This window comes from Gracilibacillus sp. JCM 18966 (assembly GCF_055392695.1).
Genome location: NZ_AP043883.1, coordinates 2860661 through 2877707, shown reverse-complemented (window position 1 = coordinate 2877707; position 17047 = coordinate 2860661). Strand labels below are relative to the sequence as shown.

The following is a 17047-nucleotide window of genomic DNA, read 5'->3' as shown; positions in this document are numbered from 1 at the left end:
GGAGTAGATGTCTACGTTAAACACCTACTCCCGCAAATTTATACTAACGAAAATCTCTTTTATCCTCTAATTTTCTGGAAACAAGAACATAAAAAATCGTTGCAATAATAGTTAGCAATGTATAGAATAAAGTGTTTTTCATCACTTCTACCTCCTTACTAAAATGGTCGGAACTTTCCTTTTTTCAATACTAATCCAGGACCTCCAAGTAAAAATAAATAGCGGTCATCTATCACATGCTTCATTACTTTCGCTTGTAATCCATAAAGTTTATGACCATCGAATACTGTACCCATCGCTTCTGATCCACCAAGTGAAGCAACCGTTCCCTTATCATCAAAGGTGAATTCTCGTAATGTACCACCTTGAATCATTGTTTTAATATTATGAGCACAAACATCTGCTTCTTGAATCGCAATTTGAGCAGTTGGTGGATACGGACGACCGGTATCCTTGTTCATCACCCATGCGCAATCTCCAAGAATAAAGACATCATCATGTCCCGGTGCTCTTAACATCGTATCCACATTGACTTTTCCTTTTGTTAACTCAAAGCCTGATTCCCCGACAATGCGATTTGCCTGTACTCCACCAGTCCATACAAAGGTTCCGGCTTTGATTTCTTCCATATCGTCTCCAACAATGACCGCATCTTTTTTTACTTCCTTAATCATGGTTCCTAGCCTAAATTGGACTCCTCTAGCTTTAAGGGAGCGTTGTGCATATTCTAACAATTCTTCATCAAAATTTGGCAATATAGTAGGAGTTGCTTCAATATTAATGATTTTCACTTTTTTACGGGGAATATCATATTTCTTGCATAGTACCGGAATACGTTCGGCTAATTCCCCGACAAATTCTATTCCAGTAAAGCCGGCTCCGCCAACGATGATGGTTAATATATCATCACTAGGGTTATCTTCTGTTTTATATCTAGAAAATTGATATTCAATATGATCACGGATCATACGGCTTGTATCCACAGACTGTATAGAAAAAGCATGCTCATCCATTCCAGGAATGCCAAATGTCGCTTTTTCAAATCCTAATCCAATCACTAAGTAATCATAATCAAGTTCGCCATTTTGCAATAGAACCTTTTTTTCATCCGCTTTTATCCGTTCAACCGTATCTTGGACAAGATGAACTCGTTTCGTGTTAATCACATCAGAAATCATAATACGTGAACGATTGACATCTATTGTTCCTGCTGCCACTTCATGTAACCAGGTTGTTTGATAATGATAGTTGTGCTTGTTTACAAGAGTGATCTGTGCCTCATGTGGAGCTAGTTGTTGGATCAATCTTTTCGTTGTCATCATACCTGCATAGCCTGCACCTAATACCACAATATGTGGTGTCGTTGTCGACATAAAATTCATCCCTTCTCCAATAAATTAAATGATAACAAATATAGATTGTGTTACTAATTCAATTTATATGTATCATTTACCAATTATCTAAACTTAGTATAACAAATGGAAAAAATAACGTCTAATTATGTCCAAGGTTTCATTACTTGATCGATATTAGAAAAACTCGCATTCGCATGTCCCTTTAGCGGATGCGTTAAACTTTTCTTATACTTTAGTCTTCAAAATTCTCGCTTTGTCGCATTTCTTCCTGCAAAAATTTTATAATTTCCAAATGTAAAAAAGAGACTATTTGAGCCGTAGCCCAGAATAGTCTATGAGTAAAGTGTCCGTATTTCTGATCAATTAAATCATATCACCATCATGAATCATGCACATTTTTCTTTTTTTCTCTATCAATAAATGCCTTTATTTCGGTTATCGTATATCCTTGCTCTTTTGCTTTTAACAATAAGTAAACCCACTCGTAATCCATGTTTAATCCCTTGCTATTCAATTCTAATTCCTCCTAAAATACAAATCTGTATTCCAGGCAGCACAGCCATCCGTTTGCAGTTGTGCTTTAGGATCTGTAACTTTGCGTCCCTACCTTACGATAGGTTTGCCTTTTTCTGAGATAATTAATAGTAAATAGTACTTCTACTACAAAATGATAATTTCTAATAAAGTGAGAATTCACTAGCATCCAAACTATCGAGTAGGCCTGATTTAACCAAAAGTCTCTCCTCGATTTTCTTTATGTCTCAGCTTAAAGATAATAGTATCTAAAGTAGACTAAGGACATTCGGAACAATTGGATACTTTGTTCTCCACTCTCTTTATTACCAGCACTAACCCATCAGTGAAGGTTGAAAAAACACGAATGGAACTCTCACTTTATTGACCTATATACTATTTGCTTCTCATGTGTAACATAATCATGATAACGGACACGATGATGTCTCCAATATTGGTTTTCTATTTATATTCATTACCAATATTAAAATTGTACACCCCTAGCTATTCAACAATCTCTTTTGCCTAAGTAGAGGAACTATCTTATATATATTCTATAAAAATTGGCAAAATCCTGCAAAAAAAACTGTTTTTTGAAAGAATTTATTTGCTATTTTACGTTCGTTGCTAGCCAAATCAGCTTCGACTAATTAGAATAGCACAAAGAATCGTGATAAAAGTTGCTAATTCCCTCACTTTTATTGGAATCCGTGCATATAATGATAAGACTAATCTAGTGAGGTGAGAATATGGGACGATATTATCGATATAAGTTACCTCCATGGGCACGAGAATGTATCATTGTTTGTCAGCGTTGCATTGTTCCGATTGTAATTTTCCAAGGTATTCGTACAATATTTATCCCCACGACATTCGATGTACTCCTTCTAGGTATTTTACTTTGTATTTTAATTGCCTTCCATTTGGAATGGATCTAATCCATCTCCACCTGCTGGATCGTCGAAAATAGGTCTTCTGAAAGCTGAATCGAGAACAAGAGCTTACGATATTCCTTCTCAAATCGAATCGATTCATATATAACTGTTTGTTTATTCGGGGTGTTGTGAGCTTTTAAGCAATGCATATATTTTTCCATAGATAATAATTGTAATGCTAGTTGACTTTTTTCCAGATCGCCAAATGGAATATATTGAAAATAAATGCGAAGTCCTTCCTTTAATTTGTTTATCTGACAATCATGGTATTGAAAGTTAAATAATAAAAAACTGATAAGATCATGTACAGGTGAAGCCATCTGAGCATGCTCCCAGTTCAAGAAATATGTTTGATTGTTTGTCATGATATAGTGGGTAGGGTCTAGGTTCCCATGACATAACACAATACTGGTCTTATCCGATTTTTCTAGAGCATCAAGATATACTTGCTGCCATTTCTCCGTTTCTTCTAATACCCATTCCATATCCCGATAATACATGCAAGCTTGTAATTCAACTGGTGACATAAAACGTTTTGCTTCAAATAAACGAATATATTGTAGTAGCTCATCACTATTTCGTTTCATTTCACTATGGAAATATGCTTGGTACTCTGCTTGATTTTGTTTTTGCTGATCTAATTCAATCAACTGCAATGTACTAGCATGTAATTTTCCCAATGCATGAAAAAAGGATGTCCACTCATCTGTTGGTCGCTCATGTGGAAATGATTCTACCCAAGGCATCAGATAAAAAATGGATTGTTGATTTGTAACAAAAGGATCTCCTGCTACAGTGAAAAAAACAGGAAGAAACCCAAGCACCTTTCGTTGATCGAGAAAATGATGTACCGCCTGCCAGTGACCAAGCTGTTGATCAGATAAAGAAGTATGTTTTAATGCGTAAATCCGATAATTTGTATGAATTTTAAAAACACGATCTGTCACTTTTTCCACTTTAGTTGGTATTATTTGATATGCATCAAGAACGGGTTGAAGATCTATCACTTACATACACTCCTCATCATTAATAAATGTTAGGAAAACGAAAGTATCTGCCTCGTCCCATAGTGGGAGCCGAAGTTTTACAAATATCTTTAATAAAATATTATTCTTATAGTAAAAAAATCCCTTGCTTCAAAATGACCAAGGGATTTTTATCGTTATTCATCTGAAGTAATTGGAATATAAATGAGTTGTCCGGAGGTAACATCTTCATCTTCTAAATGATTCGTTCGCATGATCTGTCGTGGAGAGACATCATATCGCTCGGCAATAGTATGCATTTGGTCCTCTGGCTGTACAATATATAATTTCAATTTTGAATAGCTAGTAGCTTCCTCTTCTTCCGAGAAAATATTTAACAGATAAGAAGTATCATCCACGCCTTCTGATCTACCTTGAACATGTATCTTCTCTTCTTCTCTTTCGTCGTCCTCTAATGATTGTTCATCTTCCACTTCATATTCATCAACTACCTCTTCTTGCTCCACTTCTTCACGATGACTTTCTTCCCAAACATTTTCCTCATGAACTTCTTCACGTTCCATCACAGGTTCCTCACTCTCAGAAGTTGTTTCACTGCTCTCTGTCAATGGAATGACATTGTCTTCTTCCTGTTGAAGGTTTGCTTCTTGATTAACGGTGAACTGAAATTGCTCCTCTTCACGTAATGAATGGTCCGACTCCGCTTCAGCGTCATATCTAACTAACTCTTCCTCTGGGTCCCTTTCAACAATCACAGCTTCTTCTGTTAAACCATGAATCGCCAGAACAGCTTCCACATTTATCGACCCTGGTGAATTCAACACATAATCAAAATGGTCTACCTCCACTGCAACATCCTCCATGGAAGCAATTCTTTCCATCGGAATCGTTATATCCATTATAAATTTGTGAAAAAATTCGCAAGTCTCATCTGAAATTGGCTCCACCCGTTCTACCTTGTTACCTTGATATTCTAGTTCCTCCGCTCTAACCTCTTGTTGATCTGTCTGAATGTATTCACCTTTTAGTTCCATCACTCCACGAACAGACAAGCTTTCCCCTAATTCCTGAATAGAGATAACAGGCTCTAGCCCAATACCTAACATTTCCTTCATTAAAGGTTGATCTTGAAATGAGATTTTCTCATTAATATTGAATGTAAATACCTCACCCAACTCGGTTCCCCCTTCCATATACGATTAGCGAACTAGCTATCTCTCTTAAAATATATGAAGAAGGAATCGAGATTATGAAGAAGTTGATTGATCTTTTATATCTTGAATTTCCCTAAACGTCCATCCAAGTAAAGATAACCATGAAAAAGAGTTGTTCTAAAGTAAGTGGCCCTCCCTCGATAAGGCACCTTTTTAAAACAACTCTTCATATAATCGTTATAATTTAGAAAATGCTTTTTCAGCAGCTTGAATAGTTTTTTCTATGTCTTCATCGGTATGTGCAGTGGAAAGGAACAAACCTTCGAATTGGGAAGGTGGTAGGAAGATTCCCTCTTCTGCCATTGTACGATAATAGCTTGCAAATTGATCGAGATCTGAACGAGAAGAAGTAGCATAATCAACAACTTGTTGATCAGCAAAAAACACGCCTACCATAGAGCCAGCTCGATTAATTTGAAGATTAAGCTTATATTTCTCCGCAGCTTCCTTGTAACCTGTCACAAGCCGGTCGACCTTCTGATTAATTGCTTTATAGGCATCCTTATCCATTGCCTTTAATGTTTCGAGGCCAGCTGTCATAGCAAGTGGGTTCCCTGAAAGAGTACCTGCCTGATAAATATCTCCAACAGGTGCAACGGACTCCATTATGTCACGCTTTCCACCATATGCACCTACCGGTAGCCCTCCACCAATAACCTTTCCTAAACAGGTTAAATCAGGTGTCACACCAAAGTATCCCTGTGCACAATGAAATCCGACACGAAATCCTGTCATGACCTCATCAAAAATTAATAGACTGCCATTTTCTGTTGTTATTTTTCTCAATTCTTGAAGGAAATCGCCTTTCGGTGGAACGACTCCCATATTACCCGACACTGGCTCTACAATCACTGCCGCTATGTCCTTTCCAAATTCATTGAAGGCATATTTCAGACTTTCTATATCATTATAAGGGACTGTAATGGTATGTTTGGCAACACTTTCAGGCACTCCTGGACTATCTGGTAAGCCTAAGGTTGCCACACCAGAACCTGCTTTTATTAATAAAGAATCTCCATGGCCATGGTAATTACCTTCAAATTTCAAAATAATATTACGCCCTGTATAGCCTCGTGCTAATCGTAATGCACTCATGGTAGCTTCTGTTCCAGAATTAACCATTCGAACCATCTCGATAGATGGAACGCGATCAATTACTAACTGAGCTAATTCATTTTCTAACAGTGTTGGAGCACCGAAGCTAGTTCCTTTCTCTGCTACCTCCTTTAATTTTTGAACAACACCTTCATGAGCATGTCCTAGTATTAATGGACCCCAGCTTAGAACATAATCAATATATTCATTTCCATCAATGTCATAAATTTTGGAACCTTTACCGTGATCCATAAAAATCGGATTCATTCCCACTGATTTAAAAGCTCTAACAGGAGAATTTACACCACCAGGCATTAAATCTACTGCTTCTTTGTAAGCATCTACTGATTTTTGATTTTGTAGCATAATGAGGATCCCCTTTCATCTCTATTAGGATTTTTCTTGTAACCATTCTGCAACATCTTTTGCAAAATACGTAATGATAATATCTGCCCCTGCTCTTTTCATACTTGTTAATTTTTCTATGACAACCGCTTTTTCATCTATCCAGCCATTTAAACTAGCAGCCTTAATCATAGAATACTCTCCACTAACATTATAAGCCACGACAGGAACGGGATGGGCATTTCTCATTTCCCGAATAATATCCATATAGGACAAAGCCGGTTTTACGATAATAAAATCCGCTCCTTCTTCTATATCTGATTGTGCTTCACGCATCGCCTCAAGACGATTGGCAGGATCCATCTGATAGGTTTTTCGGTCGCCAAATTGTGGAGTACTATCTGCTGCATCACGAAATGGGCCATAGAATGCGGAGGCATATTTCACAGCATACGACATAATAGGTATCTCACAGAAACCTGCCTCATCTAAGCCTTTTCGTATCTCTGTTACAAAACCGTCCATCATGTTCGATGGTGCAATAATGTCCGCTCCTGCTTCTGCCTGAGTTACGGCTGTTTTTACATGTAACGGCAATGACTTATCGTTATCTACATCATGATCATGAATGACACCACAATGACCGTGAGAAGTATATTCACATAAACAGGTGTCTGCTATCACTAATAATTTATCTGTTTTTTGTTTAATTTGGCGAATGGCTTTCTGCACGATACCATGTGGATCATAAGCTCCAGAGCCAACTTCATCCTTCTCCTTTGGAATTCCAAATAAGAGAACAGCTGGTATGCCAAGCGTAAGAAGTTCATCTATTTCTTCATCTAAATAATCTAACGAAATTTGAAATACACCAGGCATCGAGCTTACTTCACTCTTTATTGTTTCACCTTCTACGATAAACAAGGGATATACTAGATCAGATGTATTTAACTTCGTTTCTCTTACTAATGATCTTAACGTAGCAGATTTACGTAATCTTCTATGGCGGTCAAATTCGTTCACAGTCATTCTTTTTTCGTCCTTTCGTTTTGGAGGTAAGCAACTAATTGCTCTACCATCGCCTCAATCGTATATTTCTGTGGATAAATAACATGTTGGAATCCTTGTTTCTTTAGCTCTGTTGCTGTTGTAAGTCCAATGGCAACAGCAAGTGTTTCCTTTTTCGTCTTTTCTAGGTAATAAGCATCAGCAAATTCGATAAAAGTCTTTACAGTTGAGGGACTCGTAAATAAACATGCATCCATTTCCTGCTTTAAAGCATACCTTAACTTTTTTCTTCCCGCATCATTTTTCATTGTACGATAAATAGCCACCTGTTGAAAGGAAACGTGATTTTTTTGTAGTAAATCCGGGATTTCATCTCTCGCACTTTCTCCACCGATCAATGCTATCTTTTGTTCTTTTCCGAATTTATTAATAAATTCTGGGACCATCACCGCACCACTATAAATGGATGGTTGAAAATGAACAGTATATCCATATTCCATAAGAGCGTGACTAGTTTTCACCCCGACGGCAGCTATTTTCTGACTAAAGGTTAAACCTAATTGTTTTCGGTAAGCTTCAAAAAAATAAACGGTATTAGCACTTGTAAAAAACAGCCAGTCAACCTGTTCTTGTATCTTTTTAAGAGCTTGTTCATTGTTTTTAGAGTATATCGGCTGAAACTGAAGTAAAGGTGCTAGAAATGGTTCTGCACCAGCGTGTTGAACAAGCTCAACTAATGGCTGAGCTTGTTTCTCCTCTCTTGTAATTAAAAGCTTTTTACCTTTAAGTGCTTTGCTCATTCCTTTTCATTCTTTTCTATCGCTTCATCTACTAGTTGTTGAGCACCCTTTGCCTTTAATCTCTCTGCAGCTTCTTTACCTACTTCAACCGGATCAATTCCTGTTACCACTTCTTTTAGAACTGTTTTGCCATCACTACTTGCTACTAAAGCGGTTAGATTAACCTCATCGTTGTCTAGATAAGCATATCCACCAATAGGGACTTGACATCCACCATTCAGTAAATGAAGAAAAGTTCTTTCTGCTGTTACCGTTTTTTCTGTATAGGAATGATTTATTTTTTTCAATAATTCAATAAGTTCCTGATCATCCTCCCGACATTCAATGGCAAGAGCACCTTGTCCTACTGCGGGCACACATACTTCTGGCTCCAAGAATTGGGTAACCATCTCTTCTCCCCACCCCATTCTCTTTAAGCCTGCCGCTGCTAGGATGATAGCATCAAAATTCTCTTCCTTTAATTTTCTCAATCTTGTCTCAATATTTCCTCTTATCCATTTAATTTCTAGATCAGGACGTTCCGCTAATATTTGTGATCCTCTTCGAAGACTACTTGTTCCCACTATAGAACCAGCTGGGAGATCTTCTAATCGGATATGGTCATTTGATATAAACGCATCTCGATGATCTTCTCGCATAGGAATGGATCCTATAATAAGCCCCTCTGGCATAACTGCTGGCATATCCTTCATACTATGAACAGCGAAATCAATTTCATGATCATACATTGCTTTTTCAATCTCTTTTACGAAAAGGCCTTTTCCACCGACCTTGGATAAAGTCACGTTTAAAATTTGGTCCCCTTTTGTTACAATTTTCTTTATTTCAAATGAAAATTGATCCCCAGTATATTTTTTCAATTGATCAATGACCCATTCAGATTGAGTCAAAGCAAGATTACTACGTCTAGATCCTACGACTATTTTTCGCATTTTATTACAACCTCTTTTCTGTCATTAAATATGAAAGTTAGATAAAGTAGTAAACAAGAAAAAGTTTACTAATAGTAGTAAAAAAGAAACTATGTTGACGAATAATATATTTTTCCCTCGATAGTTTCCTTTTGTACGCATATATAAATATAGCGCATAGATCAAAAAAACTAAAATGGAACCAATGGTCTTGCTATCCCCCCAATAGAATTCCGTTCCGGTCTTGTAAGCCCAAACGACCCCTAAAATGATCGACAACAATAGTAATGGTTCAGAAAGTACAATTAATTGAAACGACTTTTTTTCAAGTCCTTCTAGGTCACTTAATCTCTTTAACCATTTATAACCTTTTTTCCATTTTAGTAAACGGTATTGAGTAAAATAGAGTAGGGCAATGATAAACGATACCGTAAATAGTCCATAGGCTATTAACGCTAAAACGATATGGGCATAAAGCAATTCGTTTAACATGCTTGGAATTTGAGATGAATCGACGATTTGCAATGATCTTATTGTATGAATAACCATAACCAAAAAGCCGAAGACACTTATAAAAAACATAAATAAATCAAGATGAAAATATCGGTGTACAACTAATGAGAAAGTAACAATAATCCACACATAGGTATATAATCCATCATTGAATGTCCCAATAGGGAGCGATGATGTGCGAATCACTTCCTGTAACAAAAAGATGGTTTGAATAACCCAAACCATCGCAAGGAACCAGAAAGCAATCCGATTCGCTTTCTGGTTGTGATACAAAAAATCTATAAAATAAAAAATGACACTAATTCCATAAGCGAGCAACATGCCCTCTTGAATAAATCTTTCTGGAAACATAAAGGAATACCATCCTTTTAATGTGTAGAAACATTTTGTAATTTTTGGTATGACTTTTCATTATTTTTATCAAATGAAATTACCTTTTCTTCTTGTTCTGTCTTAGGAATCACTTTCTCTTCTAGATTAAATATTTTCGTAAATAAGGCAAGTGCTTCTTCTGAGTTTTTCTGTCCTGCTAATTCTTTCGCTTGAAGTATTGGCTGTTTTAACATTTGATTCACAATACTTTTTGTATGTTTATTTAACACTTTTCTCTCTCTATCAGTTAAATTCGGCATTTTTCGCTCAATGCTTTGCATTGTATCCTTCTGAATAGTAAGTGCTTGCTCTCGCAATGCTGTAATAATAGGAACAACTCCAAGCGTTTGTAGCCATGTACGGAAAGCGATTATCTCTTCTTCAATCCATATTTCAATCTCCTCAGCAGCTTCTTTTCTCGCTTCGAGATTAGCATCTACAACATTTTGTAAATCATCGATATCATATAAAAAGACATTATCTAATTGAGCAAGATCTGGATCTAAATCACGGGGAACGGCAATATCCACTAAGAATAACGGACGTCCCTTTCTTCTCTTTTCAATTTGTTGGTACGCCTCTTTTGAAATGATAAAATCATTGGATCCTGTTGAACTAATCACAATATCAGCATCTAATAGAATGTCATTTAATTGACTAGTCGGCTTTGCAACGCCATCAAACTGCTCTGCAAGCTGAGTTGCCTTTTCAATCGTCCGGTTCACAACCGTTACTTGCTTAACACCTGATCCATAAATATTTTTGGCTGCTAGCTCTCCCATTTTACCTGCACCTATGATAACCACACGTTTATCTGTAAGATCGGAGAATATTTTCTTCGCCAACTCTACCGCAGCATAGCTAACAGAAACAGCATTATCATTAATATTGGTTTCCCTTTGACTTCGCTTTCCAATGGTAATAGCTTGTTTAAATACTTCGTTTAGAATGGTACCAGTCATTTCAACTTCTTGAGCTTTTAGAAACATCTGTTTCACTTGGCCAAGAATCTGTGTCTCTCCCATAATCATCGATTCTAAGCCACAGCTAAGTCGAAATAAATGTTCCACTGCTGCTTCATTTTCATAAAAAACCAAGTGTGGAGTAAAAGACTCCTTATCCAAATCGAACCAATCTGCTAGAAATTGTTTAATGAAATGTCGCCCTGTATGAAGTTGATCAACGACTGCATAGATTTCCGTCCGATTACATGTAGAAATAATTACATTTTCCAAAATGCTTTTACGTCCCTTTAATTCTGTCATTGCTTCTACAAGTTGCTCTTCACGAAAAGCTAGCATTTCGCGCACTTCAACAGGAGCTGTTTTATAATTTATCCCTGCTGTTAAAATATGCACATTCATCTACCCCCAAAAAAAAGAAAAACAAACACCTATACACATATTGTTAGTATAACATGAATTTTTTATTAAATCGTGATGAAATTATGAACAGTGTTAGAATAAAGTATGTTAAAATATACTTTGTTTGTTCCATTCATCTCTTTTGTCAATAGTACTTTAACATAACCAAGACATATAAGCAAGAAATTAATCTAAATTAATAATTATTTTAATCTAGGAGCGATTTAGTTGAAAAAGAATGGCTTAGTTGCATATTTGTTTATTGGAATAGGTATTTTCTTTTTATTAAGAGAACTAAAATTACCTATCCTTACTGATTTTTATTCTTGGCCAACCTTACTCATATTACTTGGAGCTGCTTTCCTAATTTATTCCTTTCGAGCAAAGGATTTTAGTAGTGTGGTACCTGGTGTCATATTATTAGGCCTTGGAATTCACTTCCATGGTTTGAATCACTATCCGTTTTGGATTGACCACTGGGGCGTTTACCCTTTTATTATTTCGATCGCGTTTCTTATCCGATATTTTAAAACAAAAACAGGGCTTTTACCTGGTTTAATTCTATTTGCCATTGCGGTATTTGCCGTGTATGTGGACAATAAGCCGAGTTGGTTTAGCTGGATTCATGAAGGTATGGTGTTTATCGAAAGATTTTGGCCATTATTATTAATTACTATCGGTATTTATATGCTATGGAGAAAAAAATAAATCGCCGTATAATCAAAAGAAAAAGACGAACAATTTCATAACGTTCGTCTTTTTTATTGTACGCTATTATAATTATGTCCCACACGCATTACTTAGCGTTATATGAAACTTTATCAATGATAGTTAAAGATATTGTTCAAGGTAATGCCAGACATCTTCTTTACCTTCACCCGTTTCTGAAGAAAAAGGGATCACCGTGTCTTCTGGATCTAAGTCTAGTGTTTGAATCACCTGCTCGAGGTGAGCACTTTTTTTGTTTTTTGGAATCTTATCTAACTTTGTAGCAACCACTAGAACTGGAAGCTGGTAATGTTTTAAAAATTCATACATCATTACATCATCATCAGTAGGCTTATGTCTGATATCTATAATTAAAGTAGCTAACTTCAATGTATCTCTAAGGGCAAAATATTCCTCCATCATTTTGCCCCATTTTTCACGTTCTTTTTTCGAAACCTTTGCATAACCATAGCCTGGTACATCTACGAAATAAAACTTCTCGTTAATCCGATAAAAGTTTAATGTTTGAGTTTTCCCTGGCTTGGAAGAAGTTCTAGCTAAATTTTTACGATGAATTAAGCGATTAATAAAGGATGATTTTCCAACATTTGACCTCCCTGCCAATGCAATTTCAGACAGTCGATCCTGTGGATATTGTTTTGGTGAAACGGCACTGATGACTATTTCTGCTTTATTTACCTTCATTGTTCCCCTCCAGTAGTGCATATTCAAGCACTGTATCAAGATGGTCTACTGGAATAAAAGTAAGTTCCTGACGAACACTTTCTGGTATGTCCTCTAAATCCTTCTCATTATCCTTCGGAATAATAATCGTTTTGATACCTGCACGATGAGCACTTAAAGATTTTTCCTTGAGACCACCAATTGGTAATACTCTACCTCTTAACGTGATTTCTCCTGTCATTCCTACCTCTTTACGCACCGCTCTTCCAGTCAATGCAGAAACTAACGCAGTCGCCATCGTAATACCTGCTGAAGGTCCATCCTTTGGAGTTGCCCCCTCTGGAACATGGATATGAATATCTTTTTTCTCATGGAATTTCGGATCAATATTTAACTCATCTGCCTTTGAACGAATATAGCTAAATGCCGCTTGTGCAGATTCCTTCATAACGTCACCAAGCTTACCAGTTAACGTTAGTTTTCCTTTTCCTTCTGAAAGGCTAACCTCTATTGACAAAATATCGCCACCAGCAGAAGTATAGGCAAGACCTGTTGCAGCACCTACTTGATCCTCTACTTCCATTAATCCATATCGGAATTTCGGTTTTCCCAAAATACCCTCAAGCTGCTTTCCTGTCACAATAACTCGCTGTTTTTTCTTTGACACAATAATCTTAGCAGCTTTGCGGCAAACTGATGCCAATTGCCGTTCTAATCCACGGACTCCTGCTTCTCTCGTATATAAGCGAATCAACTTAAGCAAAGCATCATCTCTTAGTTGGATATTGCCTTTTTTCAGACCATTCTCTTTGATTTGTTTTGGCAATAAATGTTCTTTTGCTATATACATTTTCTCTAGCTCCGTATATCCAGCTATGGAGATAATCTCCATTCGATCTAATAATGGTCGTGGTATTGTCGATAGGTTATTTGCTGTTGCAATAAACATAACCTTAGACAGATCGTAGGTTTCTTCCAGGTAATGATCACTAAACGTATGATTTTGTTCTGGATCTAATACTTCTAGCATCGCAGCAGAAGGGTCGCCTCGAAAATCATTAGACATTTTATCAATTTCGTCTAATAAAAAGACCGGATTAATCGTATTGGCTTTTTTCATTCCTTGAATAATTCTACCTGGCATTGCACCGACATATGTTCTTCTATGCCCACGAATTTCAGCCTCGTCACGCACACCCCCTAAAGAAATTCGAACAAAATGACGATCAATCGCTCGCGCAATGGAACGAGCTAAAGAGGTTTTTCCTACTCCTGGTGGGCCTACAAGACATAAAATGGGACCTTTTAATGAATTCGTCAGCTGTTGAACAGCTAAATACTCGAGCACTCTTTCCTTTACCTTTTCTAAACCATAATGATCCTCATCTAATATTTTTTCAGCATTATTAATTTCTAAATTGTCTTCCGTTTCTTCGTTCCAGGGAAGTGCGAGAATCCATTCAATATACGTACGGATAACCGAACTTTCTGCTGAGCTTTGAGGAATTCGTTCATAACGATCTAACTCTTTAAGTGCTACCTTTTCCACTCTATCTGGTAACTCCTTTTCCTCGAGCTGCTTTTTTAAATTAGCAATTTCACCAGTTTTCCCATCCTTGTCGCCGAGCTCCTTCTGAATAGCTTTCATTTGTTCTCGTAAATAATATTCCTTTTGCGTATCTTCCATAGATTTTTTGACACGTTGCCCGATTTTTCGCTCTAATTCCAATACTTCTTTCTCATTAGAGATAATATCTAATAATTTTTTTAAACGTTCTTTTACACCAACAGTTTCTAAAAGGAGCTGTTTATCAGACATTTTTAGGGTTATATGGGATGCAACCATATCTGAAAATTGCGCTGGCTCTTCAATATCGAGTACTGTTGCCAACGTTTCTTTACTAATTTTTTTCGAAATTCGTGTGTAATGTTCAAATTGTTCGAGTAGTGTACGCATGAATGCATCCTCTTCTACTGGATCAACATGGACGTCCTCAAGTTTTACAATTTCAACAAAGAATTGTTTTTCCTCTTGAATAAAAGATTCAATTTTAGCACGATAAAGTCCTTCTACTAGGACACGCATGGTTCCATTAGGTAACTTTAACATTTGATTTACTTTTGCTACTGTACCAATAGTATATATATCATCTTTCTTAGGTTCGTCTATGGCACTTTCCTTTTGGGCGGCTAAAAGAATTTTCTGATCATTCATCATTGCCTTTTCTAATGATTGAATCGATTTCTCTCGGCCAACATCCAAATGAATAACCATGCTAGGAAATACAATTAATCCCCTTAGTGGTAATAAAGGTATATGTAAAAAGTTCTTCTCTGTCATTTGGCACCTCCGTCAAAATTACTAGATGTCGATTAAGAGTAATGTTAGCTTGTATGCCAATATTGTTAGCAATAGCTTGTCCCTCTATCGTTATCTTTCCCTAGTTCAACCTCTCTATTGTACTTAGTTTAAAGAAAATAAGGGTTTTTGTAAATCTTTATGTATATCCTCCATAAAAATAATCGTTCTTATTTTCTATTAGAAAAACTTGCATTCACTCACCTTTAGAGAATGCCTAGTTTTGCTTATACTTGGTAGCTTAAAATTTCAGCTACGTCGAACTTCTGCTGTGTAGAAATTTTCTCTAACTTATAAAATAAAATTACCTTGTCTGAGATAGTTTTTCCTATCTTCCAGGAACTTATGCTCAAACAAAAATCCCTTGTTCACTGAGACAAGGGATTTTTGATTCCTACTATGCACTTTCCTTTGGTGATTGCTTATCTTGATCAATTACAGAACCGTCTTCGTGAATGAGCTTCGGATTACCTTCATTAGCTACTGTCTCCTTTGTGATGACGCATTTCTTAATATCATCACGTGAAGGGAGATCAAACATCACTTCTAGCATGATCCCTTCTAATATAGAGCGTAATCCACGTGCCCCCGTCTTACGTTCAATAGCTTTCTTCGCTACTTCTTCTAAGGCACCTTCTTCAAACTCTAATTCTACACCGTCGATTTCAAACAGCTTATTATATTGTTTTACTAATGCATTTTTTGGTTTGGTCAGGATTTCTACTAATGCAGCTTCATCTAATGGTTCTAAGCTTCCAATAACCGGAAGACGTCCTATAAATTCTGGAATTAATCCAAAACGTAATAAATCCTCTGGAAGAACCTTCGATAGAAGTGTAGCTTTATCTAATTCTTGATTATCAGCATCTGCTCCGAAGCCGATAACTTTCTTGCCTAGACGACGTTTGATAATTTGTTCAATCCCATCAAATGCGCCACCACATATGAATAAAATATTGGTCGTATCAATCTGAATAAATTCTTGATGTGGATGCTTTCTACCACCTTGAGGTGGGACACTTGCCACCGTACCTTCCAAAATCTTAAGTAATGCCTGCTGTACACCTTCTCCAGACACATCTCGAGTAATGGATGGATTTTCTGACTTACGCGCCACTTTATCAATCTCATCAATGTAAATAATGCCTTTTTCTGCCTTTTCCACATCGTAATCTGCAGCTTGAATCAGTTTTAATAAAATATTCTCTACATCTTCCCCAACATAGCCTGCCTCCGTAAGAGAAGTAGCGTCAGCAATAGCAAACGGAACATTTAAAATACGGGCCAATGTTTGAGCAAGTAATGTTTTACCACTACCTGTTGGTCCAATCATCGCAATATTACTTTTAGCTAATTCCACATCATCTTTCGATTTCGGAGAATTAATACGTTTATAATGATTATAGACAGCTACGGATAAATTCTTTTTTGCTTTCTCCTGCCCGATTACATAATCATCTAAAATATCACAAATCTCTTGAGGCTTCGGAATGTCCTTATATTCAACTTCTTCATCTACCCCTAATTCTTCCTCTACAATTTCCGTACATAATTCGATACATTCATCACATATATAAACACCTGGTCCTGCGACAAGCTTACGAACCTGGTCTTGACTTTTCCCACAGAATGAGCACTTTAATTGACCTTTTTCTTCATTAAACTTATACATGCCCTTCACCCCTTATCCAAAAAATATCATTTCTTTCCTGAAATGCAAAGTTTTTAATTACTTTAGCCAATCATATCAAATTGTAAGCAAATTAAAAAGTAAAACACTTTCTAGCTGATCCCTTGCCCATTAATATGGGAGCGGAGACCTTCTAATATACATACCATATTTATATGCCGTTCAATCGTACCAGTTATTCTTACTGATTACAAA

At 36.6% G+C, this 17047-nt stretch carries 15 protein-coding genes and 1 riboswitch; of the genes, 2 read left to right on the top strand and 13 right to left on the bottom strand.

The window, feature by feature from the left end:
- Window positions 1-158: 158 nt before the first annotated feature.
- On the bottom strand, window positions 159-1373 hold the full coding sequence (locus ACZ5N5_RS13775) for an NAD(P)/FAD-dependent oxidoreductase (RefSeq protein WP_109983994.1): 1215 nt from the start codon (window positions 1371-1373) through the stop codon (window positions 159-161).
- A gap of 361 nt (window positions 1374-1734) precedes the next feature.
- Window positions 1735-1869: a hypothetical protein gene (locus ACZ5N5_RS13770; protein WP_277678278.1), complete on the bottom strand. Its 135-nt coding sequence runs from the start codon at window positions 1867-1869 to the stop codon at window positions 1735-1737.
- A gap of 32 nt (window positions 1870-1901) precedes the next feature.
- Window positions 1902-1989, bottom strand: a riboswitch (cyclic di-GMP riboswitch).
- A gap of 628 nt (window positions 1990-2617) precedes the next feature.
- Between ACZ5N5_RS13770 and ACZ5N5_RS13765 the strand changes: the two genes are divergently transcribed.
- The gene (locus ACZ5N5_RS13765; protein ID WP_109983993.1) at window positions 2618-2806 is read left to right on the top strand and encodes a hypothetical protein; all 189 of its coding nucleotides are present in this window, start codon (window positions 2618-2620) and stop codon (window positions 2804-2806) included.
- On the opposite strand, the gene ACZ5N5_RS13760 is transcribed toward ACZ5N5_RS13765, so the two are convergent.
- From ACZ5N5_RS13760 to hemA, 8 genes are all read right to left on the bottom strand, one after another.
- A complete protein-coding gene (locus ACZ5N5_RS13760) occupies window positions 2803-3810 on the bottom strand; it encodes a phosphotransferase (RefSeq protein ID WP_054859095.1) in 1008 nt (335 codons plus the stop codon). The genes ACZ5N5_RS13765 and ACZ5N5_RS13760 overlap by 4 nt on opposite strands.
- A 155-nt stretch (window positions 3811-3965) precedes the next feature.
- Complete coding sequence (locus ACZ5N5_RS13755; RefSeq protein WP_054859094.1) at window positions 3966-4964, bottom strand: LysM peptidoglycan-binding domain-containing protein; 999 nt, start codon at window positions 4962-4964, stop codon at window positions 3966-3968.
- Window positions 4965-5180: 216 nt separating this feature from the next.
- A complete protein-coding gene (hemL, locus tag ACZ5N5_RS13750; protein WP_054859093.1) occupies window positions 5181-6464 on the bottom strand; it encodes a glutamate-1-semialdehyde 2,1-aminomutase in 1284 nt (427 codons plus the stop codon).
- A gap of 24 nt (window positions 6465-6488) precedes the next feature.
- The gene (hemB, locus tag ACZ5N5_RS13745; protein WP_464372662.1) at window positions 6489-7472 is read right to left on the bottom strand and encodes a porphobilinogen synthase; all 984 of its coding nucleotides are present in this window, start codon (window positions 7470-7472) and stop codon (window positions 6489-6491) included.
- Entirely contained in the window at window positions 7469-8251 is a 783-nt protein-coding gene (locus tag ACZ5N5_RS13740; RefSeq protein ID WP_464372661.1) for a uroporphyrinogen-III synthase, read from the bottom strand. The genes hemB and ACZ5N5_RS13740 overlap by 4 nt, the downstream gene beginning before the upstream one ends.
- Window positions 8248-9183 (bottom strand): hydroxymethylbilane synthase, encoded by a 936-nt coding sequence (hemC, locus tag ACZ5N5_RS13735; protein ID WP_054787844.1) that lies wholly within the window; start codon window positions 9181-9183, stop codon window positions 8248-8250. Before hemC ends, ACZ5N5_RS13740 begins: the two co-directional genes overlap by 4 nt.
- 24 nt (window positions 9184-9207) lie before the next feature.
- Window positions 9208-10026 (bottom strand): cytochrome C assembly family protein, encoded by an 819-nt coding sequence (locus tag ACZ5N5_RS13730; RefSeq protein WP_109983988.1) that lies wholly within the window; start codon window positions 10024-10026, stop codon window positions 9208-9210.
- Between the two features lie 17 nt (window positions 10027-10043).
- Window positions 10044-11405, bottom strand: coding sequence for a glutamyl-tRNA reductase (gene hemA / locus ACZ5N5_RS13725; protein ID WP_109983987.1), 1362 nt, complete (start codon window positions 11403-11405; stop codon window positions 10044-10046).
- A gap of 234 nt (window positions 11406-11639) precedes the next feature.
- Between hemA and ACZ5N5_RS13720 the strand changes: the two genes are divergently transcribed.
- The gene (locus tag ACZ5N5_RS13720) at window positions 11640-12119 is read left to right on the top strand and encodes a LiaI-LiaF-like domain-containing protein (protein ID WP_464372660.1); all 480 of its coding nucleotides are present in this window, start codon (window positions 11640-11642) and stop codon (window positions 12117-12119) included.
- A 123-nt stretch (window positions 12120-12242) separates the two neighbouring features.
- On the opposite strand, the gene yihA is transcribed toward ACZ5N5_RS13720, so the two are convergent.
- The 3 genes from yihA to clpX form a co-directional block, all read right to left on the bottom strand.
- A complete protein-coding gene (yihA, locus tag ACZ5N5_RS13715) occupies window positions 12243-12824 on the bottom strand; it encodes a ribosome biogenesis GTP-binding protein YihA/YsxC (protein ID WP_109983985.1) in 582 nt (193 codons plus the stop codon).
- Window positions 12811-15144, bottom strand: a complete 2334-nt coding sequence (lon, locus tag ACZ5N5_RS13710; RefSeq protein ID WP_109983984.1) for an endopeptidase La — start codon at window positions 15142-15144, stop codon at window positions 12811-12813. The genes yihA and lon overlap by 14 nt, the downstream gene beginning before the upstream one ends.
- A 415-nt stretch (window positions 15145-15559) precedes the next feature.
- Window positions 15560-16834, bottom strand: coding sequence for an ATP-dependent protease ATP-binding subunit ClpX (gene clpX, locus ACZ5N5_RS13705; RefSeq protein WP_109983983.1), 1275 nt, complete (start codon window positions 16832-16834; stop codon window positions 15560-15562).
- Window positions 16835-17047 lie beyond the last annotated feature (213 nt).

Bases quoted from the DNA above. Each gene is read 5' to 3' on its own strand.
- ACZ5N5_RS13775 (WP_109983994.1), bottom strand. From the start codon at position 1,373: ATGTCGACAACGACACCACATATTGTGGTATTAGGTGCAGGCTATGCA.
- ACZ5N5_RS13765 (WP_109983993.1), top strand. From the start codon at position 2,618: ATGGGACGATATTATCGATATAAGTTACCTCCATGGGCACGAGAATGT.
- hemL (WP_054859093.1), bottom strand. From the start codon at position 6,464: ATGCTACAAAATCAAAAATCAGTAGATGCTTACAAAGAAGCAGTAGAT.
- hemB (WP_464372662.1), bottom strand. From the start codon at position 7,472: ATGACTGTGAACGAATTTGACCGCCATAGAAGATTACGTAAATCTGCT.
- ACZ5N5_RS13740 (WP_464372661.1), bottom strand. From the start codon at position 8,251: ATGAGCAAAGCACTTAAAGGTAAAAAGCTTTTAATTACAAGAGAGGAG.
- hemC (WP_054787844.1), bottom strand. From the start codon at position 9,183: ATGCGAAAAATAGTCGTAGGATCTAGACGTAGTAATCTTGCTTTGACT.
- ACZ5N5_RS13730 (WP_109983988.1), bottom strand. From the start codon at position 10,026: ATGTTTCCAGAAAGATTTATTCAAGAGGGCATGTTGCTCGCTTATGGA.
- yihA (WP_109983985.1), bottom strand. From the start codon at position 12,824: ATGAAGGTAAATAAAGCAGAAATAGTCATCAGTGCCGTTTCACCAAAA.
- lon (WP_109983984.1), bottom strand. From the start codon at position 15,144: ATGACAGAGAAGAACTTTTTACATATACCTTTATTACCACTAAGGGGA.
- clpX (WP_109983983.1), bottom strand. From the start codon at position 16,834: ATGTATAAGTTTAATGAAGAAAAAGGTCAATTAAAGTGCTCATTCTGT.